Annotated in this window: 21 protein-coding genes; 12 read left to right on the top strand and 9 right to left on the bottom strand. The window is 65.6% G+C overall.

All coding sequences use genetic code 11. The features are described from left to right. Positions 1-44 precede the first annotated feature (44 nt). Together hisD and nrdR are read left to right on the top strand one after the other, a co-directional pair. Positions 45-1394 carry a histidinol dehydrogenase gene (gene hisD, locus LJ760_RS10515; protein WP_227922577.1) on the top strand — a complete coding sequence of 450 codons (1350 nt, stop codon included), beginning with the start codon at positions 45-47 and terminating at the stop codon, positions 1392-1394. 430 nt (positions 1395-1824) lie between these two features. Beyond that, positions 1825-2325, top strand: a complete 501-nt coding sequence (nrdR, locus tag LJ760_RS10510; RefSeq protein ID WP_227922574.1) for a transcriptional regulator NrdR — start codon at positions 1825-1827, stop codon at positions 2323-2325. A 171-nt stretch (positions 2326-2496) separates the two neighbouring features. Here nrdR and ppgK read toward each other — a convergent pair whose 3' ends face one another. Both ppgK and map read right to left on the bottom strand, forming a co-directional pair. Further along, on the bottom strand, positions 2497-3300 hold the full coding sequence (gene ppgK, locus LJ760_RS10505; RefSeq protein WP_227922572.1) for a polyphosphate--glucose phosphotransferase: 804 nt from the start codon (positions 3298-3300) through the stop codon (positions 2497-2499). A gap of 37 nt (positions 3301-3337) precedes the next feature. Beyond that, positions 3338-4216: a type I methionyl aminopeptidase gene (gene map / locus LJ760_RS10500; RefSeq protein WP_227922569.1), complete on the bottom strand. Its 879-nt coding sequence runs from the start codon at positions 4214-4216 to the stop codon at positions 3338-3340. 136 nt (positions 4217-4352) lie between these two features. Between map and LJ760_RS10495 the strand changes: the two genes are divergently transcribed. Next, a complete protein-coding gene (locus LJ760_RS10495; RefSeq protein ID WP_227922567.1) occupies positions 4353-4514 on the top strand; it encodes an SPOR domain-containing protein in 162 nt (53 codons plus the stop codon). Between the two features lie 11 nt (positions 4515-4525). On the opposite strand, the gene panB is transcribed toward LJ760_RS10495, so the two are convergent. Further along, entirely contained in the window at positions 4526-5392 is an 867-nt protein-coding gene (gene panB, locus LJ760_RS10490) for a 3-methyl-2-oxobutanoate hydroxymethyltransferase (RefSeq protein WP_227922565.1), read from the bottom strand. A 151-nt stretch (positions 5393-5543) separates the two neighbouring features. Here panB and LJ760_RS10485 point away from each other — a divergent pair, with 151 nt between their 5' ends. The 5 genes from LJ760_RS10485 (at position 5544) to LJ760_RS10465 (ending at position 12975) form a co-directional block, all read left to right on the top strand. After that, positions 5544-6884 carry a glutamine synthetase family protein gene (locus tag LJ760_RS10485; RefSeq protein ID WP_227922563.1) on the top strand — a complete coding sequence of 447 codons (1341 nt, stop codon included), beginning with the start codon at positions 5544-5546 and terminating at the stop codon, positions 6882-6884. Positions 6885-6899: 15 nt separating this feature from the next. After that, the gene (locus LJ760_RS10480) at positions 6900-9914 is read left to right on the top strand and encodes a bifunctional [glutamine synthetase] adenylyltransferase/[glutamine synthetase]-adenylyl-L-tyrosine phosphorylase (RefSeq protein WP_227922560.1); all 3015 of its coding nucleotides are present in this window, start codon (positions 6900-6902) and stop codon (positions 9912-9914) included. A 110-nt stretch (positions 9915-10024) separates the two neighbouring features. Beyond that, positions 10025-11485 carry an amino acid ABC transporter substrate-binding protein/permease gene (locus LJ760_RS10475; RefSeq protein WP_227922557.1) on the top strand — a complete coding sequence of 487 codons (1461 nt, stop codon included), beginning with the start codon at positions 10025-10027 and terminating at the stop codon, positions 11483-11485. After that, positions 11482-12210, top strand: a complete 729-nt coding sequence (locus tag LJ760_RS10470; protein WP_227922554.1) for an amino acid ABC transporter ATP-binding protein — start codon at positions 11482-11484, stop codon at positions 12208-12210. Before LJ760_RS10475 ends, LJ760_RS10470 begins: the two co-directional genes overlap by 4 nt. 54 nt (positions 12211-12264) lie before the next feature. Continuing rightward, complete coding sequence (locus tag LJ760_RS10465; RefSeq protein ID WP_227922551.1) at positions 12265-12975, top strand: NUDIX hydrolase; 711 nt, start codon at positions 12265-12267, stop codon at positions 12973-12975. A gap of 27 nt (positions 12976-13002) precedes the next feature. Here the strand turns inward: LJ760_RS10465 and LJ760_RS10460 are convergent, their stop codons facing one another. Together LJ760_RS10460 and LJ760_RS10455 are read right to left on the bottom strand one after the other, a co-directional pair. Continuing rightward, positions 13003-13755, bottom strand: a complete 753-nt coding sequence (locus LJ760_RS10460) for an alpha/beta hydrolase fold domain-containing protein (RefSeq protein ID WP_227922550.1) — start codon at positions 13753-13755, stop codon at positions 13003-13005. A 188-nt stretch (positions 13756-13943) separates the two neighbouring features. Then, positions 13944-14615, bottom strand: a complete 672-nt coding sequence (locus LJ760_RS10455; protein WP_227922549.1) for an alpha/beta hydrolase family protein — start codon at positions 14613-14615, stop codon at positions 13944-13946. Between the two features lie 263 nt (positions 14616-14878). Between LJ760_RS10455 and LJ760_RS10450 the strand changes: the two genes are divergently transcribed. Together LJ760_RS10450 and LJ760_RS10445 are read left to right on the top strand one after the other, a co-directional pair. After that, on the top strand, positions 14879-15055 hold the full coding sequence (locus tag LJ760_RS10450; protein WP_227922548.1) for a hypothetical protein: 177 nt from the start codon (positions 14879-14881) through the stop codon (positions 15053-15055). Between the two features lie 131 nt (positions 15056-15186). After that, complete coding sequence (locus LJ760_RS10445; protein WP_227922547.1) at positions 15187-15840, top strand: hypothetical protein; 654 nt, start codon at positions 15187-15189, stop codon at positions 15838-15840. A gap of 231 nt (positions 15841-16071) precedes the next feature. On the opposite strand, the gene glnA is transcribed toward LJ760_RS10445, so the two are convergent. Further along, positions 16072-17496 carry a type I glutamate--ammonia ligase gene (glnA, locus tag LJ760_RS10440; RefSeq protein WP_227922544.1) on the bottom strand — a complete coding sequence of 475 codons (1425 nt, stop codon included), beginning with the start codon at positions 17494-17496 and terminating at the stop codon, positions 16072-16074. Positions 17497-17743: 247 nt separating this feature from the next. Between glnA and LJ760_RS10435 the strand changes: the two genes are divergently transcribed. Then, the gene (locus tag LJ760_RS10435; RefSeq protein ID WP_227922542.1) at positions 17744-18184 is read left to right on the top strand and encodes an RDD family protein; all 441 of its coding nucleotides are present in this window, start codon (positions 17744-17746) and stop codon (positions 18182-18184) included. A gap of 38 nt (positions 18185-18222) precedes the next feature. Then, on the top strand, positions 18223-19284 hold the full coding sequence (locus LJ760_RS10430) for an NAD-dependent epimerase/dehydratase family protein (protein WP_227922541.1): 1062 nt from the start codon (positions 18223-18225) through the stop codon (positions 19282-19284). Positions 19285-19335: 51 nt separating this feature from the next. Here the strand turns inward: LJ760_RS10430 and LJ760_RS10425 are convergent, their stop codons facing one another. The 3 genes from LJ760_RS10425 to lipB all read right to left on the bottom strand — a co-directional run bounded on the left by LJ760_RS10425 (position 19336) and on the right by lipB (position 21926). After that, positions 19336-20088, bottom strand: coding sequence for a DUF4191 domain-containing protein (locus tag LJ760_RS10425; RefSeq protein ID WP_227922537.1), 753 nt, complete (start codon positions 20086-20088; stop codon positions 19336-19338). Positions 20089-20196: 108 nt separating this feature from the next. Next, positions 20197-21201 (bottom strand): lipoyl synthase, encoded by a 1005-nt coding sequence (gene lipA, locus LJ760_RS10420; protein ID WP_227922534.1) that lies wholly within the window; start codon positions 21199-21201, stop codon positions 20197-20199. Next, entirely contained in the window at positions 21198-21926 is a 729-nt protein-coding gene (lipB, locus tag LJ760_RS10415) for a lipoyl(octanoyl) transferase LipB (protein WP_227922532.1), read from the bottom strand. Before lipB ends, lipA begins: the two co-directional genes overlap by 4 nt. Positions 21927-22002 lie beyond the last annotated feature (76 nt).

Genomic DNA, 22002 nt, shown 5'->3' with positions numbered 1-22002 from the left:
CATATTCGCCGCTGGCCGTGAACGGGGCTGGGTAGAATGGTGGTGTGAATTCATCCAGCCCCGCAGCAGCCTTTGATTCCTTCCGCACGATTGACCTGCGCGGGCAGCATCTCAGCCCCGCTGAGCTGAAGGCTGCCATGCCGCGGGCCGAAACCACGTTCGACGCCGCGTCGGACGCCGTCTCCGCCATCATTACCGATGTCCGCACGCGGGGCTTTACCGCATTGACGGACCTGGCCCAGCGGTTCGACGGCGTGGACCAGCAGGAGGTCCGGGTGCCGGCGGCCGCGCTCGACTCGGCGCTCGAGCAGTTGGACCCGGCCGTGCGTGCCGCCCTGGAAACAGCTATCGAGCGCACCCGGATCTTTGCCCGGGCCCAGCGCCCTGCCGATGCCGAGGTGGAAATCCGTCCCGGTGCGGTCCTGACGCACAAATGGATGCCCGTCTCCCGCGTAGGGCTCTATGTTCCGGGCGGGCTGGCGGTATATCCGTCTTCCGTGGTGATGAACGTGGTGCCTGCCCAGGAAGCGGGCGTCGCCTCGCTGGCGCTGGCCTCTCCGCCGCAGAAGGAGTTCGGCGGACTGCCGCACCCCACCATCCTTGCCGCCGCCAAGCTGCTCGGCATTGACGAGGTCTACGCTGTGGGCGGTGCCCAGGCTATTGCCGCGTTTGCCTACGGCGTTCCTGCGGACGACGCCAATGCCGCCGTCCTGCCCGTAGATGTGGTGACCGGTCCCGGCAACGTTTTCGTGGCGACTGCCAAGCGATTGGTCAAGGGCGTGGTCGGCATTGATTCCGAGGCGGGTCCCACCGAGATTATGGTCCTGGCGGACGAGACGGCCGATGCCCGGCTGGTCGCAGCGGATCTGGTCAGCCAGGCCGAGCATGATCCCAACGCCGGATCCGTCCTGGTCACTGCGTCGGAGCAGCTTGCCGGGAAGGTCCGGGAGGAACTGGGCCGACAGGTCGCAGACACCAAGCACAGCGAACGCGTGCGCACGGCCCTCTCCGGCGCCCAGTCCGGGGTAATCCTGGTTGACGGGTTGGAGCAGGGCATTGCCGTCTGCGACGCCTACGCCGCCGAGCACCTCGAAATCCAGACGGCCGACGCCGAGGCCGTGGCGGCACGGGTCCGGAGCGCCGGTGCCATTTTCGTGGGGGACTACAGTCCCGTCAGCCTGGGCGATTACTGCGCCGGTTCCAACCACGTGCTGCCCACCGGCGGCACGGCGGCTTTTTCCTCCGGGCTGAACGTCACCACCTTCATGCGTGCCATCCAGGTGGTCAACTACAACCGCGAAGCGCTGGAGGAAGTGAGCGCCGACATCGTGGCCCTCTCGCGGGCGGAAGACCTGCCGGCGCACGGCGACGCCGTCAGCATCCGCTTCGAATAGCGCACGGGTCAGGCCGGGGCGGCTTCGGAGCCTGGAACGCTTCGGCGCCCGGAACGGCGGCAACGAAATCCCTTGCTCGCAGAGCTCGCCGGGATATTAAAGCCGCCTAACCCTGCCGCCTACGTGTTTCTGGGCCGTGGTTTCCCCTCGGTTTGTCCGGACCCCTGCGGTTTGTGCTGATCCCTGCGTCGCGCGAGGCAGGAATCGCGACAAACTGCAGGGATTGCGACAAACTGTGGGTTTTTCCTCAACGGGAGTGGTTCCGGCCCGGGCCCCGGCAACCCGGACCCGTGCGCTTCGCAGCCCGGCACGTGGCGCTACCTACATGTAGTAATGCCGGCACTACATGTTGTGGTTACGCACTTGGCGATGCGGCAGGGCGGGCCCTATAGTGAGAGCACCATAAGGCCCCTTCGCGAAAGGACGGGACATGTACTGTCCGTTTTGCCGCAACGCTGATTCCCGCGTCGTGGACAGCCGCCTGGCCGACGACGGGTCGGCGATCCGCCGCCGCCGGCAGTGCCCGCAGTGCGGGCGCCGTTTCTCCACAGTGGAAACCACCAGCCTGAGCGTGATCAAGCGATCCGGGGTGGCAGAGCCCTTCAGCCGCAGCAAGGTGATCAACGGCGTGCGCAAAGCCTGCCAGGGCCGTCCCGTGAGCGAAGACGACCTCGCCATGCTGGCCCAGGAAGTGGAGGAATCCATCCGGGCCAGCGGGGTAGCGGAGATCGATGCCCACGAAGTGGGGCTGGCCATCCTCACTCCGCTGCAGAAGCTGGACCAGGTGGCGTACCTGCGCTTTGCCAGTGTCTACCAGTCCTTCGACTCCCTCGAGGATTTCGAGACCGCCATCGAGAAGCTGCGGACCGAGGCCCGGGAAAACTCGGGACGGGTCCCGTCCGGCGCCCAGCGCCCGCTCACCGCGCAGTAAATGGACACCGCGCAGTAAACGGACCCCGCGCAGTAAATGGACCCCGCAGTAAAAAAGGCCCTTGCGCAGTAAAAAGAGCTCGCGTCGTAGACGGGCACCGCACAATAACTGATTTCAGGCATAGCAAAAGCGGCGGAAGGAACCCCTTCCGCCGCTTTTCGGCTGTAACAGCTACTTGATGTACTTGAAGTGCATGGCTGCCTGCAGGGCGGCGCCGACAATACCCGCGTTGTTCTTGAGGTTGGCCGTGACCATCGGAGTCCGCAGCTCGAGCATCGGCAGGAAGTCTTCGCTGCGCTTGGAGATGCCGCCGCCGATCACGAACAGGTCGGGGGAGAAGAGGAACTCCACGTGCGAGAAGTAGCGCTGCAGCCGCTGGGCGTATTCTTCCCAGTCGATCCCGTCGCGTTCCCGGGCTGAGGCGGAGGCCTTGGTTTCGGCGTCGTGCCCGTCGATTTCCAAGTGGCCGAGCTCGGCGTTGGGAACCAGCATGCCCTTGTAGATCAGGGCCGAACCGATGCCGGTGCCCAGGGTGATCACCAGGACGGTGCCGTCTACTTCACGGCCTGCACCGTAGCGGGCTTCCGCGAGTCCCGCGGCGTCGGCGTCGTTCATGACCTGCACATCGCGGCCGAGTGCCTTGGTGAGCAGTGTGTCGACGTCGGTGTCGATCCAGCTCTTATCCACGTTGGCCGCAGAGCGGGCAATGCCGTGCTGGATGATGGCCGGGAAGGTCACGCCCACCGGGACCTCGGGGCCGGGGCCGCCGGGACGGGAGGACAGCTCCGCGACGATCTGGCCCACCACTCCGGCCACTGCCTCGGGCGTTGCAGGCTGCGGGGTGGGAATGCGGAAACGATCGCCAATCAGCTTGCCCTTGGACAGGTCGACGATGCCGCCCTTGATGCCCGTGCCCCCGATATCAATTCCAATGACGGCGTCGACGTGCTTGTCGGACTTATGCTTCTTGGCCATGATTCTCCAGTAGTAGTTCTGAGCTCGGGTCGGCAGATCAGGGAAGGGTCAGAACTTCGGCGCCGTCATCAGTGACGAGCAGGGTGTGCTCGAACTGCGCGGTGCGTTTGCGGTCCTTGGTGAGGACTGTCCAGTTGTCATCCCACATGTCCCACTCGATGGTGCCGAGAGTGAGCATAGGTTCAATCGTAAACACCATTCCCGGTTCAATCAGCCTGCTGTAGGCGGGCGCGGCGTCGTAATGCGGAATGATCAGGCCGGTGTGGAAGGCTTCCCCGACGCCGTGGCCGGTGAAGTCACGGACAACACCGTAGCCGAAACGCTTGGCGTAGGACTCGATGGTGCGGCCGATGACATTGATTTCCCGGCCCGGGGCGACGGCCTTGATGGCCCGGCGCAGCGATTCCTGGGTGCGCTCCACGAGCAGCCGGGACTCGTCGTCGACGTCTCCGACGAGGAAGGTCCAGTTGGTGTCGCCGTGGACGCCGTTGATGTAGGCGGTGATATCGATGTTGATGATGTCGCCGTCCTGCAGCACCGTGGTGTCCGGAATGCCGTGGCAGATGACTTCGTTCACGGAGGAGCACAGGGACTTCGGGAATCCGCGGTAGCCCAGCGTGGACGGGTAGGCGTTGGAGTCCAGCAGGAACTGGTGGCCGATCCGGTCCAGTTCATCGGTGGTGACGCCGGGAGCAATGTGCCGGCCGACCTCAACGATGGCCTGCGCGGCAATCCGGCTGGCGATCCGGATCTTCTCGATGGTTTCCGCGGACTTAACCTCGGACCCGGTGAACGGTGCGGGTGCTTCCCTGTCCACGTATTCGGGGCGGGGGATCGACGCCGGAACCCGGAGCCGGGGGCTCACGCTCCCCGGTGTCAGGTGTCCAACGGGTGCAGTGGCAAGTTTCTGGGGCATACCATCGATCTTATCGCCAGCGCGCCCGAGGGTGGGACGGGGCGGCCGGCAGGGCACGTCCGATCCATGCGCAACGCACACGCACGGGATACGCAAGGCATCAGCAAGTTCCAAGGCACGTCAACAGGAGGACCCCATGACCGATTACTGGTTCAACGTAGTGACCCACGAGGTGGAGGAGGGCCCGCAGTCGGACTGGACAAAGCTGCTGGGGCCGTACCCCACCCGCGAGGAAGCCGAGCTCGCGCTGCAGAAGGTGCAGGCACGGAACAAGGCCTGGGACGCCGACGAAGACTAGGGGCCAGGCCCCTAGAAGCTGTGCTCCGGGCCGGGGAAGGAACCGCTGCGTACCTCATCGGCGTATTCCTTCGCCGCCCGGGACAGTTCGGTCCGCAGGTCCGCGAACGCCTTGACGAAACGCGGCTGCTTCCCGCCGCGCAGGCCGGCCATGTCCTGCCAGACCAGCACCTGCCCCGTGGTGGCGTTGCCCGCGCCGATCCCGATGGTGGGTACCCGCACTGCGGCGTCGACCTCCGCGGCGACGTCGGCGGGCACCATTTCCATCAACACGCAGAACGCGCCGGCCTCCGCGAGGGCGACGGCGTCCTGCACCACTGCGGCTCCCGCATCGCCGCGGCCCTGCACCTTGTAGCCGCCGAGCGCGTGCTCGGCCTGCGGAGTGAAGCCCACGTGCGCCATGACCGGAATGCCTGCCGCCGTCATGGCCCGGACATGCTCGACGTAATGCCGCCCGCCTTCCATCTTCACCGCATGGACCAGGCCTTCCTTCATGAGCCGCACCGAGGACTCGATGGCCTGGGCGGGGGAAACCTCGTAGGAGCCGAAGGGAAGGTCGCAGACCACCAGCGAGTGGCTGGCGCCGGCGGTAACGGACCGGGCGAAGACGATCATCTCGTCCATGGTGATAGGCAGGGTGGTGGCGTGGCCCATCACATTGTTCGCGGCCGAATCTCCCACCAGCAGCACCTCGATGCCGGCTTCGTCGAAAATGCCGGCGGCGTACTGGTCATAGGCGGTCAGCATGGCGAACCGGCCGCCGTTGTCTTTCAACTGCTGCAGGTGCGAGATGCGGATTTTCTTCAGCACCGGTGCTTCAGGAACGGAAGGGTCCGCGGGACTGGCTGCGTACGGGGAGGGCTGTTCGGCACTGGTCATGCTTCGAGCCTACTAAACAACGCACCGCGGGGACCCGCCCGGCGGGTTCGTTGCGGGGATCCCCGCGGGCTGCCGACCAAATCCTGCACACGTAGGTAGAGTGAAGAAGGTTTCACATGTCTCTGAGCCGTGTACAGGAAAGAAGGTAAGGATGAACCGCCAGCAGGAATTCGTTCTGCGCACCATCGAGGAGCGCGATGTCCGGTTTGTGCGGTTGTGGTTTACCGACGTCGTCGGTCAGCTGAAGTCCGTGGCGCTGGCGCCGGCGGAAGTGGAAGGCGCCTTCGAGGAAGGCCTGGGCTTTGACGGTTCCTCGGTCGAGGGCCTGGCCCGGATCTTCGAGTCGGACCTGCTGGCCCAGCCGGATCCCTCCACCTTCCAGATCCTGCCCTGGCGCGGCGACGAGGAGCAGACCTCGCGGATGTTCTGCGACATCCTCACTCCGGACGGCCAGCCGTCGGCTGCCGACCCGCGGAACGTGCTCAAGCGCCAGCTGGCGAAGGCCGCGGACATGGGCTTCACCTGCTACACCCACCCCGAGATCGAGTTCTACCTGCTGAAGTCCGATGAACTCGGCGAAGACGGCCAGCCCGTTCCCGTGGACCAGGCCGGCTACTTCGACCACGTCCCCGGCGGCGTCGCGCAGGACTTCCGCCGCACCGCCGTGTCCATGCTCGAGGCAGTGGGCATCTCCGTGGAGTTCAGCCATCACGAGGCCGGGCCGGGTCAGAACGAGATCGACCTGCGCTACGCCGATGCCCTGCAGACCGCGGACAACATCATGACCTTCCGCACAGTGGTCAAGGAAGTCGCGTTGATGACCAACTGCTACGCGAGCTTCATGCCCAAACCCTTCTCGCACCACCCCGGTTCCGGCATGCACACCCACTTCTCCCTCTTTGAGGGCGACAGCAACGCCTTCTTCCAGGCCGGTGCCGAGTTCCAGCTCTCCACCACCGCACGCCAGTTCATGGCGGGCATCCTGCGGCACGCCCCGGAATTCACGGCCGTCACCAACCAGTTCGTGAACTCCTACAAGCGGCTTTGGGGCGGCGGCGAAGCGCCGAGCTACCTGTCCTGGGGCCACAACAACCGGTCTGCACTGCTGCGGGTGCCGCTGTACAAGCCGAACAAGGGGCAGTCCGCCCGCATCGAGTACCGCGGTATCGACGCCGCAGCCAACCCGTACCTGTCCTACGCGGTGCTGCTCGGGGCTGGCCTGAAGGGCATTGAAGAGGGCTATGACCTGCCCCCGGGCGCCGAAGACGACATCGAGAGCCTGAGCGCCGCAGAACGCCGGGCCATGGGCCACGACCCGCTGCCGGCGTCCCTGCATGACGCCGTGCGCGTTATGGAGGAGTCCGAACTCGTGGCCGACATTCTGGGCGAGCAGGTGTTCGAGAATTTCCTGCGTAACAAGCGTGCGGACTGGAACGAATACCGCCAGCAGGTGACCAGGTTCGAACTGCAGAAGAACCTGGGCATCCTCTAGGAAGGGCCGGCACCGATGAGCCTGACTCGACGGCTGATCGCCACGGGTTTCCGCGACCTGGAAAAAAGCACGCGGTTCCTGGCGGCTTCGGAACTCGAAGGCGTGGATGAGGACGCGCTGTTCGCGGGCTTCAACTGCTCGGCGGATCCGGACCTGGCACTGCAGTCGCTGGTTCGGCTGATCGGCCGCGCCCCGGAGCTGGTGGAACTGGTCAACGGCGGCGCCGAGCGCAGCGAAGCCCTGTTCCGGCTCCTGGGGGCCTCCGATGCCCTGGCGGAGTTCCTGATGCGGCATCCCGGGGATGTCGGCGTGCTGCACCGCGAGCTGCGCGCCGAACCGGGCAGCACGGATGAACCCACCCTGCGGGCCTCGCTGCTGGACGCCGTACATGCGGGCAGGGGCGCAGCGCCCGTGGCCGGCCTGACGGGCACGGACGCCTACGTGGCGCTGCGGTCCCGGTACCGGCGGCACCTGCTGGACCTTGCCGTGCGGGACCTTGGCGCGGCGTCGCCCACTGACTTCCTGCCTGCGGCCGGACGCGAGCTCGCTGACCTGGCCGGCGCGGCCCTGGAAGCTGCGTTGGCGGTCTCCCGGGCGGAGCTGACGGCAAGCTACCCGGCCGAAGAAATCTCCGCCGTGCGCCTGGCCGTCATCGGGATGGGCAAGGCCGGCGCGCGCGAACTGAACTACATCTCCGACGTCGACGTCATCTACGTGATCGAATCCTCCGGGCTGCCGGAAGAGCGGGCCTCCGCCATCGGCACGGCTCTGGCCGCCGGGATTTCCCGCGCCATCAACGCTTCAGCACCGGAGCCCCCGCTTTGGGAGGTGGACACCAACCTGCGTCCCGAGGGCAAGGACGGCCCGCTGGTCCGCACCTTGGACTCGCATCTGAACTACTACCAGCGCTGGGCGCACAGCTGGGAGTTCCAGGCGCTGCTGAAGGCCCGCGCCATGGCCGGGGACAGGGACCTGGGCCGGCGCTACGAAGAAGCCGTCGCCCCCTTGATCTGGAGCAGTTCCGAGCGGGACGGATTCGTCGAATCGGTGCAGGCCATGCGCCGCAGGGTCACCGACAACATTCCCGCCCATGAAGAGGCGCGGCAGCTGAAGCTGGGCAGCGGCGGACTGCGCGACGTCGAATTCACCGTCCAGCTGCTGCAGCTGGTGCACGGGCGGGTCGACGAATCCCTCCGGGTGCGCACCACAACCGCTGCGATTGCCGCGCTCAGCGACGCCGGGTTCATCGGGCGTACCGATGCCCGGGAACTGGACGAGTCCTACCGCTACCTCCGCGTGCTGGAACACCGCATCCAAATGGTGCACATGCGCCGGACCCACCTGATGCCCGAGAGCGAAGCCGCACTGCGGGCCCTCGCCAAGTCCAGCGCCGGGTCCCTTTCCCCGGAGCGGCCCAGCGCCGAACGCCTGCAGGAACAGTGGCAGCGCCGCAAGCGCCTGGTGCGGCGGCTGCATGAGAGTATCTTCTACCGCCCGCTGCTGAGCACCGCGGCGAACCTGAGCGCGGACGAGGTCCGGCTGACACCCGAGGCAGCCCAGGCCCGCCTGGCCGCACTGGGCTACGCGGATCCCCGCGGCGCCATGCGCCACATCGAGGCGCTGACCGTGGGAGTCAGCCGCCGTGCCGCGCTGCAGCGGCAGCTCCTTCCGGTGCTGCTGGCGTGGCTGGCCGACGGCGTGGACCCCGACGCCGGCCTGCTGGGATTCCGGCGGCTCAGCGAAAACCTGGGCGATACGCACTGGTACCTGGGCATGCTGCGCGACTCTTCGGCCGCGGGGGAGCGGCTGTGCTCCATCCTGTCCTCGAGCCGGTTCATTACCGACCTGCTGGAGGTCTCGCCGGAATCCACCTCCTGGCTGGCCTCCGACAAGGACCTGGTGCCGGCGTCCTTTGACACGCAGTGGCAGGAAATCCAGTCAAAGATGTCCCGCCATCCCCTCCCTGCGGAGGCCATGCGGCTGATCCGGCTGATCCGCCGGCGGGAGATGCTGCGCATTGCCATCGCCGACAGCGCTGGCCTGCTCAGCCAGCAGGACGTCGGCCGTGCCCTGGCCGATGCCGACCGTGCCGCCGTCCTTGGAGCCCTGCATGTTGCGGAGTCGGAGGTGTTCGGCAGCAGCGAGAAGCTCACCGATCTGCTGGTAGTCGCGATGGGCCGCCAGGGCGGACGGGAGATCGGCTATGGTTCCGACGCCGACGTGATGTACGTGCACCGCCCGCTTCCCGGCGTCGACCCGGCGGCAGCGCAGGCGCAGGCGGAGAAGGTTGTCTCGCAGATCTCCACTTTCCTGCAGCAGCCCTGCAGCCCGGCCGTCCAGGCCGAACGCCCCCTGGTCCTCGACGCCGGACTGCGCCCCGAGGGCCGGCAGGGGCCGCTGGTACGCAGCCTGGAGTCGTACCGCGGCTACTACGAGCGCTGGTCGGTGATCTGGGAAGCGCAGGCCCTGCTGCGGGCGCGTCCGATGGCCGGCAGCGATGCTCTTGCCGAGGACTTCATGGCCCTGATCGATCCGGTCCGCTACCCGGAGGAGGTCACGGTCAAGGACGTACGGGAAATCCGCCGGATCAAGGCCAGGGTGGAAGCCGAACGGCTGCCCCGAGGGGCCGATCCCTCCCGCCAGCTCAAACTCGGACGCGGCAGCCTCAGCGACGTTGAGTGGCTGGTCCAGCTGCTCCAACTGCAGCACGCGCACCGCGTGCCGGAGCTGCGGACGACGGCGACCCTTCCCGCACTGGACGCGATCGAGGCGGCGGAGCTGCTTCCCGCCGTCGACGTCGACACCCTCCGCCAGGCCTGGCTGCTCGCCAGCCGGGTCCGAAGCGCAAATGTTATCCGCGGCGGACGGAACGCCGACGTGCTGCCCTCCTCCCGCCGGGAACTGGACGCCGTGGCCCGCTGGTGCGGTTACGGCGCAGGCCAGGGCGGGGTCCTGGAAGAGGATTACCTCAAGCTCACCCGGCATGCCCGGGCCGTTTTCGAACGGTATTTCTACGGATACGGGACCTAGGTCACGCTCCTGAAGGCCCTTCCAGTTCGTTGCATTGCCACTGCTCTAGGTACGCTCTATGAGGGCATTTGCGGCGTGGGCCGCAGTGAAAGAGCTAGGAGACGTTTACTTTGCTTAGTGGCAAACGGGCCTTAAAGGGCCCGGCTAAACTGGCCGTACCGCTGACCACCTTCCTCGCAACCCTGGCTTTGCTGCTGGGGATACCTGCGGCCGGAGCCTTTGCAGCGGACGGCGTCGAGGGTGAGACCTTCGTCATCGGCACCGATACCACCTTCGCACCGTTCGAATTCCGTGAAAACGGCGAACTGGTCGGTATCGATATGGACCTTCTCAACGCAATCGCCGAGGAGGAGGGCTTCAATGTCGAAATCCAGTCCCTCGGCTTTGACGCGGCACTGCAGTCGCTGCAGTCCAACCAGGTGGACGGCGTCATCGCCGGCATGTCCATCACCGACGAGCGCCGGCAGGTCTTCGACTTCTCGGATCCGTACTTCGAGTCCGGCATCCAGATGGCCGTCGCCGAGAACAACGACGACGTCGCCGGGTACGAGGATCTTCGCGGCAAGCGCGTAGCGGTCAAGACCGGGACAGAAGGTCAGACGTTCGCCGAGTCCATCAAGGACGAGTACGGCTTTGAGGTGGTTGCGTTCGCGCAGTCCGCCCAGATGTACGACGACGTCAAGGCCGGCGGCTCCGTGGCCGTGTTTGATGATTACCCCGTGCTTGCCTACGGTGTGGCTTCCGGCAACGGCCTGAAGACCGTCACCGAGAAGGAAGCCGGCAGCTCGTACGGTTTCGCTGTGAACAAGGGTGCCAACCCCGAACTCCTCACCGCCTTCAACGCCGGCCTCGCCGACCTGAAGGAAAGCGGCGAATACGACGAAATCCTGGATACCTACCTGGAAGCCGGTGCCAAGGACTCAAGCTTCTGGTCCCTCATCACGGACAACGGCCCGGCCTTCGCCAAGGGCATGGGGCTGACCCTGCTGGCAACCGCACTGTCGTTGCTCTTCGCGCTCGTCCTGGGCGTGTTCTTCGGCTTCCTGAAGGTCGGCTCGTCAAAGATCCTGCGCGGCATCGCCACCGTGTACGTGAGTATTTTCCGCGGCACCCCGGTGCTGGTCCAGGCCTTCTTCTTCTACTTCGGCCTGCCGCAGATCATCGGCCAGCCGGTGGACGTGCTGACGGCCGGCGTGCTGACCCTGAGCCTCAACGCGGGCGCCTACATGACCGAGATTGTCCGCGGCGGCATCCAGTCCGTGGATCCCGGCCAGATGGAAGCGGCACGCAGCCTCGGACTGGGCTACGGGAAGACCATGCAGAAGGTCATCATTCCCCAGGCCATCAAGATCATGACGCCTTCCTTCATCAACCAGTTCGTCATTACCTTGAAGGACACCTCCCTGCTTGCCGTTATCGGCTTTGCGGAGCTGACGTACCAGGGCCAGCAGATCTACGCGGTGAACTTCCGTACCGCGGAGGTCCTGATCATCGTGGCGGCCCTGTACTTCATCGTCATTACGCTGCTGACCAAGCTGGCGGACGTCCTGGATAAGAGGTTTAACAAGTGAGCAAGATCCAAACCATCGGACTGCGGAAGTCCTACGGATCCAACGAGGTCCTCAAGGGCCTGGACGTCAGCGTGGCCGAAGGCGAAGTGGTCTGCGTGATCGGCCCCTCCGGCTCCGGCAAGTCCACGTTCCTGCGCTGCCTGAACAAGCTCGAAGACATCACCGGCGGCACAGTGAAAGTTGACGGTTTCGACCTCACCGATCCGAAGGTGAACCTGAACGAGGTGCGCCAGCACATCGGCATGGTCTTCCAGCACTTCAACCTGTTCCCGCACATGAGCGTGCTGGACAACATCATGCTCGCTCCGGTGCAGCTGAAGAAGGCACCGAAGGCCGAGGTCCGCAAGACCGCGCTGGCACTGCTGGACCGGGTTGGCCTGGCAGACAAGGCCGACGCACGCCCGGCTCAGCTGTCCGGCGGCCAGAAGCAGCGTGTGGCTATTGCCCGCGCGCTGGCCATGCAGCCTGACATCATGCTCTTCGACGAGGCCACCTCTGCCCTCGACCCGGAAATGGTGGGCGAAGTGCTCCAGGTCATCCGTGACCTGGCCCGGGAAGGCATGACCATGGTCGTTGTCACCCACGAAATGGGCTTCGCCCGCGAAGTCGCCGACCGCGTGATCTTCATGGCCGACGGCCACATTGTCGAAGAGAACACCCCGGAGCTGCTCTTCGGCAGCCCGCAGGCTCCGCGGCTTCAGGACTTCCTGGCCAAGGTGCTCTAGCGCTCCACCCCGCCCCCGCAGTGGCCGCCGCCGGTATTCGTTATGCTCTTATCAATGAGCGAATTAACCGGTACGGCGGCCACTGTCGTACTGCTGCGGGATTCCGACGCCGGCCCCGAGGTGCTGCTGCTGGAGCGGCCGACCGCGGGCTCCTTCGGCGGTGCCTGGGTCTTTCCCGGCGGCCGGGTGGACCCGGACGACCGTGTGGAGGGAGAGCCGGAAGCAGCGGCCGCCCTGCGGGCCGGAGTACGCGAAACCGCTGAAGAAACCGGGCTGGTCCTTGCTGCCGCGGACCTCATGCCGCTGTCCTGCTGGATTCCGCCGGAGAACATTCCCCGGCGCTACCAGACGTGGTTCTTTGCCGCGAAGGCTCCGGCCGGGGAAATCCACCTCAATCCCGGGGAGCTGCTCAACCACCTGTGGCTCCTGCCGGCGGAGGCTTTGGACCGGCACCGCAACGGGCTGATGCAGCTGGTTGCGCCGACCTGGGTCACGCTGCACTCCCTGACCTCCGATACCTCCGTCGGTGCGGCCCTTGCCCGGCTTGCGGGAACGGAACCGGAAACCTTCCGGACCCGCCCGCTCACCGGATACGAGCCCATGACGGTCCTTGCCTGGGCCGGTGATGAGGAGTACGACGGCGCGGGCGGCACTTCCGGCGCGGCTGCCGGCGGGGCTTCTGCTCCAGCTTTGGATGCTTCCAGGCCGGCACGGCACCGGCTCGTGATGGACAAGACCTCATGGCGCTACGAGCGCACCCCGTAGTTCCGGGATGGGCCCGGAGCTATTGGCTCAACACTGCAGCAGCTCCAGAATCTTCTTCCGTGCGGCCCGGCCTTCGGGCACGGGAAGCAGGGGGTAGACATGGACAGCGCCGTCAGCAACGTGCAGCGAAACAGGGATGCCGGCAGACCTCATCAGACTTTCCAGCCGGAGCACATCGGGATAGGGCAGGTCATGGGTTCCGACAAACACATCCGTCGGCGGCAGGCCCGATAGCCGGCCGTTGAAGGGACTGACCCGCGGATCCGTCAAGTCGTCACCCGACGCCCAGGCACGCGCCGCCACACGCAGCCCGGCACGGCTTAGCCACGGATCCACCGCTTCAACCGCGGCAAGCTCCGGATTTTCCATCGCCACGTCCACCCATGGGGAGAGCAGAATCAAACGCCGCGGCTGGGGCAGAGACCATTCCGACAGTTGCTGGGCAAAGGCCAGTGCCAGCCCGCCACCGGCTGAATCGCCCATAAAAGCCACATCCTGGGAATCGAAGTCTTCAAGCAGCTTCCGGTACACGGCCGCCAGCAGAACTGGTGCATCACGATGGCTGTAATCCGGCGCCAGACCGTACAACGGAACTTCCACCCGGTGGCCCGCTGCCGCAAGACGGCCGATGAACCGCCAGTGCCAGGCGCTGATCGGACTGATGTAAGAACCCCCGTGCAGGTACAACACCGCTCGGGCGGCAGTTCCGGGCACGGAGGTGCCCGCGGACCGGGGCACCACCGAATAGCAGGAGAACCCCTCGACGCTCCTCTGCTCCACGCGGTACTTCCGCAACAGGCTTCGGGGTGGCGGGGCAGCCTGTTTGCCCCTCGCCAGTCTCGCCTCCGCGCGTTCCGCAGTGGCGGTCAGAGGCTTCCGAGTCAGCCGCAGATACGGCGTCAACAGCCTCATCCCAATACTGGGTGTCATTTCCTCCCGGCCTGCAGTTTCGTCGGGCGACACGGCGCTCACGGCTTCGCGCCGTCCCGGATAAAGTCGAGGACCGGCGCAGCCAGAGAAGCTCCGATCGCCTCCGGCGTGCGCTTCTGTCCGCGGACCTCAAAGGAGTGGTTTCCGCCTTCCACGCGCTGTACGTGCGCGTTCGGGCCAATGCGCTCGGCCACCGGTTCCAGCTCGCCGGGCAGGGCAAAAGTGTCACGTGTGCCCTGCAGGAACAGCATCGGCAGGGTCAGGCCGTATAAGTGCTCGTCACGCAGCTTCTCCGGCTTGCCCGGCGGATGCAGCGGATAACCCAGGTACACCAGGCCGGCCGCAGGCATACCCTCCGCCACCGCCATGGACGCCATCCGGCCGCCGAATGACTTCCCGCACGCCCAGACCGGCCCGCCGCCGTCGTGCTCCGCAGCAGTGTCCATAACGGCCTTCCACGTCTCGACGGCCACGGGAGCCCGGTCCGGAAACTTCTTCCCGGCTTCGCGGTACGGAAAGTTGAAGCGCAGAGTGGCCGCGCCGCCGTCGTTCAGGGCGCCGGTGAACCCGGTGAGGAAGGGGTGCTCCATCCCGGTTCCGGCTCCATGGGCGACGACGACGGTGACCGCCGAGCCCTCGGGACGGGACAAAACGGCCGATACGTTCGCCTCGCCGACGGGAATGGTCAGGTCAAGATGATCAACTTGCATGTGTTCAAACGTACTGCCATCCCGGGCTTCGCACCTTGAGCACAGAAGGTAATACCAGTAGACTTGATAGCGGACAGGATCCGAAGGCCCCATAAGCGCAGCCAGTAAGTGCAGCACGCGCAGCCTCTCCTGAATTCCGCGGTCCGCCTTGGGCGACGAACCGCAAAACCACCACTCCGGCGCAGAAGCCACCGCTTTTCGGCACATCGATTCAGTGTGTCCGGAGTGCTATCCCATGCCTCTCGAAGGGAGCATCAAGCTATATGTTGAAGCACGTCAATGTCACACGCAGCAGGACCACCACTTCACGATTCACCGCACAGATCACGGCCATTGCCGCCGGATGTGCGCTGGTTGCCGGGGGAGTATCGGCAGCCGAAATCGCGATGCTGAACGCGGAACCGGCCACGAGCCAGGTCATCGCCGAAGCAACCGCGTAACGCACAAGGCACAGCGCAGAAGAAGTCTCCGCCGTCGTTCCCGCCCGGGAATGGCGGCGTTTTGTGTTTCCGGGCCGGGACCGTTGAACTCCTAGAATGGGAGGACACCACTTCTACATCCGGGGAGCACCGTGCCCAGAGGCAAACACCATCCGCCGCGTCCCAAACCGGCAAACAGCGAGGGCATGCTCATCGCCAATGACCTGAAGAAGGAACGGGGCTGGACCGATGGGCAGATCAAGACCTTCCTTCCCGAACCGGATAAGACGGCACGGAACCCGTTTTCCCGCAAGGCAGCCCCCATGAAGCTCTACGCCCTGGAACGCGTCGAAGCCATCGAGGCCACACCCGAGTACGCCAAAGCCCGTGAAGCCTCCCGCAACCGGCAGCTGGCGGCACGGGAACGTGCCCTGGTGAAGAAGAAGGCAGCGGTCGCCGTCGCCGAAGCGCTGGAGCTGCGCATTGTTCCCGAGCCGTGGGAAACCATGCAGCGCAAGGCGATCGAGCATTTCAACGGCCGGCTCCGCGGCAAGCAGTCGCCGGCCAGCCTCTCCACGGCACCGTCGCGGCTGAACCGGCTGACCGTGAACTACCTGCGCCACCAGCAGACCTCCTACGAGGAGGAGCTTAAGGAATTCAAGGGCGTGGTGGGCGTCGGGGAGGCCTATCTGGTGGTCCGCAACCGCATCCTTGACCTGATTGCCGCCACCTACCCGCAGCTGAAGGCCGAGTGTGACCGGCAGAAATTCGATGCACCGGACCTTCCCGACGGCGTGACGCTGTAGCCGCCGGGAGGTCCTGCAGGTCCTGCAGCGGGTTCGGCCGTCGGCACAGCATCCCACGGAACGGTACGGATGTTTCCCGAAGTGGTTACAGCAGTCACACCGGCCCCACTTCGTGGGACACCCTGCGGACGCCGAAAAGCCCGAGGGAAGACAAAACCGCCCCCGCCCGGTGACGGGCGGAGGCGGTTGGGGTGTCCGGGCTGCGGCTGGAGGCTGCAGCTTGGAGGCGGATTAAACGCCGTAGTAAAGCTCGAACTCGAACGGGTTCGGGCGCAGTGCCAGCGGCATGATTTCGAATTCACGCTTGTACGAGATCCAGCTGTCGATCATGTCCTGGGTGAACACGCCGCCGGCCTGGAGGAACTCGTTGTCGTTCTCCAGGGCAACCAGTGCCTCTTCGAGCGATGCCGGTGCCTTCTGGATGTGCTTGGCCTCTTCGGGCGGCAGCTCGTAGAGGTCCTTGTCGATCGGGTCAGCCGGCTCGATGCGGTTCTTGATGCCGTCCAGGCCAGCCATCAGCTGTGCGGAGAACGCCAGGTACGGGTTGGACGAGGGGTCCGGGGCACGGAACTCGAGGCGCTTGGCCTTCGGGTTCGAGCCGGTGATCGGGATGCGGATGGCAGCCGAGCGGTTGCCCTGCGAGTAGACCATGTTCACGGGAGCTTCGAAGCCCTTGACCAGGCGGCGGTAGGAGTTGACCGTCGGGTTGGTGAAGGCAAGCACGGCCGAGGCATGCTTCAGCAGGCCGCCGATGTACCAGCGGGCCAGGTCGGACAGGCCGGCGTAGCCCTTCTCGTCGTAGAACAGCGGCACGCCGCCGTTCCACAGCGACTGGTGGCAGTGCATGCCCGAACCGTTGTCACCGAAGATCGGCTTCGGCATGAAGGTGGCGGACTTGCCCCAGGCATCGGCCACGTTCTTGACGATGTACTTGAACTTCTGCAGATCGTCGGCCGCGTGCGTCAGCGTGGTGAACTTGTAGTTGATTTCAGCCTGGCCGGCACCGCCGACCTCGTGGTGGGCACGCTCGACTTCGAGGCCCACGTTGTCCAGCTCCACGCTGATGGCGTCACGCAGGTCGGCCTGCTTGTCCACGGGTGCCACGGGGAAGTAGCCGCCCTTGTACGGGGTCTTGTTGCCCAGGTTGCCGCCCTCTTCCTCGCGGCCGCTGTTCCAGGGCGCCTCCTCGGAGTCCACCTTGTAGAAGCTGCCCTTGGGGGAGGACTCGTACTGGACGTTGTCGAAGATGTAGAACTCGGCCTCGGAACCGAAGAAAGCCGTGTCGGCGATGCCGGTGGAGGCCAGGTAGGCCTCGGCACGCTCGGCAACGCCGCGCGGGTCGCGGTGGTACGGCTCGCCGGTGCGGGGGTTCACAATCGAGAAGTTCAGCGCCAGGGTCTTCTCGATGCGGAAGGGATCAATAAACGCCGTCGTGACATCCGGGATGAGCTGCATGTCGGACTCTGCAATGCCCTGGAAGCCGCGGATGGATGAGCCGTCGAACAGCTGACCGTTGACGAAGAAATCGGCATCTACGGTTTTGGCCGGCACATTGAAGTGCTGCTGCACTCCGGGTACGTCGGTGAATCGGATGTCGACGAACTTCACTTGCTCGTCAGCGATGAACCTGAGGACTTCGTCCGCGTTCTTGAACATCGTTTATGTACTCCTATACAACTGTTTGGGTGGAAGACCTCGGGCTGCAAGACCTGGCTGGCGCCGGGCCCTTTGAACGTCCGGCGGCTCACCTTGACCCTAAAGGGGTCGGGTTTCCCGGCGGTGACACATGTGTTTCCGGTACGTTACGCAGTCGATGGTCTCTCTTCCACCCTATCCGCAACCTCGGGGGACAGTGATAACGGAGTGTTTATTTCCGCCGTTGCCACCCGGGTAGTCTTTAACCGTGGTCGATAGAAGCGATATAGGTTCCTGGCTGGAAGGCCCTCCCTCCGACGAGAGTACGTGGCCGGGCAAACGCCTCGGCCGCCCGCGTACCGGCCCGGGGTCCATTGCGCGCGTCGGCCCCCGCCTGGGCGCCTTGGTGATCGACTGGGCCATCGCCTCGCTCATTGCCTACTGGCTCTTCGGCGGAGATGACTTCGCCATCCTGGCGATCTTCGCCGTCGAGCAGATCCTGCTCGTCAGCCTGCTCGGTTACAGCATCGGGCACCGTGTGTTCAGCCTGCAGGTGCAGAAAATGGACGGCCGCGCGGCGGGAATTCCGGCGGCAGTGGTCCGCACGCTGCTGCTGTGCCTGGTGATTCCGGCGGTGGTGTTCGACGCCGACCAGCGCGGCCTGCACGACCGGGCACTGGGCACGGTGCTGGTGAAGGTTAAACACTAGGCTTCCCTGAATTGCCGGAATCTGGCAGATTCCTGCATATGAAACTACTGATTCTGGGCGGAACCGCCTGGCTTGGCCATCAGACCGCCGTCGCCGCGCTGGCCGCAGGCCACGACGTCACATGCGCCGCCCGTGGAAGCTCGGGCGAGCCGCCGGCTGGAGCGGATTTCCTGCGGGTGGACCGCGACGCCGACGACGGCCTCGCAGCCGCCGCAGGGGAGCAGTGGGACGCTGTCATCGACGTCTCCCGCCAGCCCGGACAGGTGCGCCGCTCCATCCGCGACCTGAGGGCCGCCGGGGGCTTTTACGTGTTTGTTTCCACCGGCAACGTCTATGCCAGCCAACGGGAATTCGGCCAGGAGGAGGACGCCCCGCTGCTGGCACCCCTGGCGGCAGACGTCATGGACAGCATGGAAAGCTACGGTCCCGCCAAGGTCGCCTGTGAGCAGGCCGTCGCTGCAGGCTTTGGTGCCGGCTCCCATGCCCTGGTCCGTGCCGGGCTGATAGGCGGCCCGGGGGATACCTCGGGGCGCAGCGGATACTGGCCGCTGCGTTTCGCCCAGGGCGGCCCTGTCCTCGTGCCGGATGTGCCGGGACAGCCTACGCAGCTCATTGACGTCCGGGACCTGGCGCATTGGCTGGTGCAGGTGGCTGAGCAGCGGACCGCCGGAGTGTTCAATGCCGTGGGGGAGACGGTGCCGTTCTCGGAGCACCTGGCCGAGGCAGCGGCGGCAGCAGGAGTCGGGGAACCAGATGCACCGAACCCCCGGGTGGCAGAATCAACCCTTCCACGGATCACCGTCCCGGCAACGCCGCAATGGCTCCGCGAACAGGGCGTGAACGAGTGGTCCGGTCCCCGGTCACTGCCGCTCTGGCTGGAAGACCCGGACTGGCACGGCATGAACGCCCGGTCCAATGCACGGGCGCGTTCCGCCGGACTCCGGCTTCGACCGCTGCGGCAGACGCTTAAGGACACCCTCGCCTGGGAGGAAGCCGCCGGCGTCGGACGTCCGCGTGGAGCGGGACTCACCCCCGCGGAAGAACACGACCTGCTGGCCCGGCTGGCGGACGCGGCTTCCCTGCTGCCGGAAGGGAGCTAAGGGCAAAACAAAAGGGCCCCCGGTAAGGGGGCCCTTTTGGTGGAGAATCGGCTAGCGTCCGCGGGTTGCCTTGCGGTCCGGACGGGCGCGGTAGGGGTCGATGCCCTTGGGGATCGGCAGCCGGGTGCCAAGCGCCGAGAGCCGCTTGTTGACGGTGGCGACTTCCTGCTTGGTCAGTGCCTTGGGGAGCTTCTTGGCCGTGGTTGCCACCTTGGACAGCGGAACCTGGCCCTCGCCGCGGCCGGTGTGGATGACCGTGATCGGAACCTTGGGGACGATCCGGTTCATCCGGCGCCGTTCGCCGTCGGCAAGTGCCTTGGCGCGGGCGGGCGAACCTTCGGTGACCAGGACGATGCCGGGACGGCCGATGGCCCGGAACACGGCTTCCTGGGTCCGGGGGTTCACGGCGACGGGCTGTTCCTCAAGGATCCAGCCGCGGCGCAGCACGCTCAGGGCAGCGCCGGAGGCTCCCGGCTGGCCTTCAATCTGCGTGAATGCCGCCCGTTCTGCGCGGCGGGACAGGATGAACACTGCCGCGAGCAGGCCGAGCGGGATGGCGATGATGAGCATCGTGATCCAGTTGTCGATCAGGAAGCCGATCAGCAGGCCCACGGCGATGATGCCGAGGAACGCGCCGATCATCAGCCACACGACGTTGGGATCATTGCGCCGGGTCATCTTGAAGACCTGGGCAATCTGCTTCATGCGCCCTTCCTTCTTGGGCTTCTTTTCCCCCTTCGGCTTGCGGGAAAAGACGCCTTTGCGGGCGCTCTGGGATGCGTCTGAATCGGTGCTTTTGGCCATAATGAGTTCATTCTACGTGATGTGAGGCGTGCGGTTAGGAAGGCTGCACGGTTAGGCGGAAGTCGGGGACGCAGGGGTTGGCGCAGTGCCCGGGTAACCGGGCCGCCGTCACCCGCGGGCGAGGATGGAGGAAGCTTCCTGGAGCGTGCTTCCCGAATCCTCGATGTGCGCCAGCTGCGGAGGAAGCTCGCGCCCCTTGCGGCGCATGGCCCCGGCCCAAAGCCTTCCGGCACGGTAGGAGGACCGAACCAGCGGGCCGCTCATCACGCCGAGGAAACCCAGTTCCTCTGCCTCGGTGCTGATCTCGACGAATTCCTGCGGCTTGACCCAGCGGTCCACCGGCAGGTGGCGTTCGCTGGGACGCAGGTACTGCGTGATGGTGATCAGGTCGCAGCCGGAGTCCTTCAGGTCCTTCAGCGCGCCCGAGATTTCCGCGCGCGTCTCACCCATCCCCAGGATCAGGTTGGACTTGGTGACCATGCCCATGTTCTGGCCCTGCGTGATGACGTCCAGGGACCGTTCGTAGCGGAAGGCGGGGCGGATGCGCTTGAACAGGCGCGGAACCGTTTCCACATTGTGGGCGAAGACCTCGGGCCGGGCTTCGCAGATGTCGATGATGTGCTCCACTTTCCCGGAGAAGTCCGGAATCAGGATCTCGACGCCGGTGCCGGGGTTCAACTCGTGGATTTTCCGGATCGTTTCGGCGTAGAGCCAGACGCCCTCGTCCGCGAGGTCGTCGCGGGCCACACCGGTGACCGTGGCGTAGCGCAGGTTCATCTGCTGGACGGAGCGTGCCACCTTGGTGGGTTCCATCAGGTCCAGCGGCGAGGGCTTGCCGGTGTCGATCTGGCAGAAGTCGCAGCGCCGGGTGCATTCGGACCCGCCGATGAGGAACGTCGCCTCGCGGTCCTCCCAGCATTCGAAAATATTGGGGCAGCCCGCTTCCTCGCAGACGGTGTGCAGGCCTTCCTTCTTCACCTGCTTCTTCAGCTCCACGTATTCAGGGCCCATGTTTACCTTGGCCTTGATCCATTCGGGCTTTCGTTCCACGGGGACGGCGGCGTTGCGCTGTTCAATGCGCAGCAGGCGCCGGCCTTCAGGGGCGAGGGTCACAGCAGGGCTCCTTTCGGCCGGCTGCCGGCAGGGAGGGCGCCGATGCCGGGGAAGTTCTTCGAGGGGGTGGTGCCGGTCAGGTCCGCCTCACGGGCGGCAAGTTCGTCTTCCACGCGGGCGACGACGTCGGCCGGGGACACTGCTTGTCCCGTCTCGACGCTGATCGACGTGGTGCCCGCGTCGCTGATACCGCAGGCGATGATCTGGCTGTAGGGGGCCAGATCGTTGCTGCAGTTCAGCGAGAATCCATGCATGGTGACGCCCTCGTGGACGCGGATCCCGACGGCTGCAATCTTGCGGTCCGGACGCCCGAAAGGTTGCCCGTCTCCGCGGATCCACACACCCGAACGCCCTTCGACGCGGACGCCCGGGATTCCGTAGTCCTGCAGCACGCTGATGACCGCCGCCTCCAGGCCGTCGACATAGGCCAGGACGCGTGCGGGATCGGCGAGCTTCAGGATCGGATATCCCACCAGCTGTCCCGGACCGTGCCAGGTCAGCTTCCCGCCGCGGTCCACGTTGACTACTTCAGTTCCGTCGAAAGGCCGCTCGTGCGGCTCCGTACGCCGCCCGGCGGTATAGACAGGGGTGTGTTCAAGCAACAGCACCGTGTTCGGTGCCTTGCCCTCACGTACCTGCCGGTGCAGTTGCTGCTGGAGGTCCCAGCCTGCTGAATATTCCACGTAGTGCGGAGACAGGCCTACGCGGGTGAACTCCAAAGCCATGGCCACTAGCCTAGACCCCCGCAGACGTAATGTGGACCACACTTCAGGGCTGCTCGGCCGGGGGTGTTTTCCTGGT

The sequence above is a fragment of the Arthrobacter sp. zg-Y895 genome, assembly GCF_020731025.1.
Classification (GTDB): Bacteria; Actinomycetota; Actinomycetes; order Actinomycetales; family Micrococcaceae; genus Arthrobacter_B.
Note: the sequence above shows the minus strand (reverse complement) of the source record. Positions and strands in the feature narration are given on the sequence as shown.

What these genes read in the sequence shown, in the direction of transcription:
- glnA (WP_227922544.1), bottom strand. Translation starts at nt 17,496, where the DNA reads ATGTTCAAGAACGCGGACGAAGTCCTCAGGTTCATCGCTGACGAGCAA.
- panB (WP_227922565.1), bottom strand. Translation starts at nt 5,392, where the DNA reads ATGACCAGTGCCGAACAGCCCTCCCCGTACGCAGCCAGTCCCGCGGAC.
- LJ760_RS10465 (WP_227922551.1), top strand. Translation starts at nt 12,265, where the DNA reads ATGAGCGAATTAACCGGTACGGCGGCCACTGTCGTACTGCTGCGGGAT.
- LJ760_RS10430 (WP_227922541.1), top strand. Translation starts at nt 18,223, where the DNA reads ATGAAACTACTGATTCTGGGCGGAACCGCCTGGCTTGGCCATCAGACC.
- LJ760_RS10455 (WP_227922549.1), bottom strand. Translation starts at nt 14,615, where the DNA reads ATGCAAGTTGATCATCTTGACCTGACCATTCCCGTCGGCGAGGCGAAC.
- LJ760_RS10480 (WP_227922560.1), top strand. Translation starts at nt 6,900, where the DNA reads ATGAGCCTGACTCGACGGCTGATCGCCACGGGTTTCCGCGACCTGGAA.
- nrdR (WP_227922574.1), top strand. Translation starts at nt 1,825, where the DNA reads ATGTACTGTCCGTTTTGCCGCAACGCTGATTCCCGCGTCGTGGACAGC.
- LJ760_RS10450 (WP_227922548.1), top strand. Translation starts at nt 14,879, where the DNA reads ATGTTGAAGCACGTCAATGTCACACGCAGCAGGACCACCACTTCACGA.
- map (WP_227922569.1), bottom strand. Translation starts at nt 4,216, where the DNA reads ATGCCCCAGAAACTTGCCACTGCACCCGTTGGACACCTGACACCGGGG.
- lipB (WP_227922532.1), bottom strand. Translation starts at nt 21,926, where the DNA reads ATGGCTTTGGAGTTCACCCGCGTAGGCCTGTCTCCGCACTACGTGGAA.
- ppgK (WP_227922572.1), bottom strand. Translation starts at nt 3,300, where the DNA reads ATGGCCAAGAAGCATAAGTCCGACAAGCACGTCGACGCCGTCATTGGA.
- LJ760_RS10495 (WP_227922567.1), top strand. Translation starts at nt 4,353, where the DNA reads ATGACCGATTACTGGTTCAACGTAGTGACCCACGAGGTGGAGGAGGGC.
- LJ760_RS10425 (WP_227922537.1), bottom strand. Translation starts at nt 20,088, where the DNA reads ATGGCCAAAAGCACCGATTCAGACGCATCCCAGAGCGCCCGCAAAGGC.
- LJ760_RS10485 (WP_227922563.1), top strand. Translation starts at nt 5,544, where the DNA reads ATGAACCGCCAGCAGGAATTCGTTCTGCGCACCATCGAGGAGCGCGAT.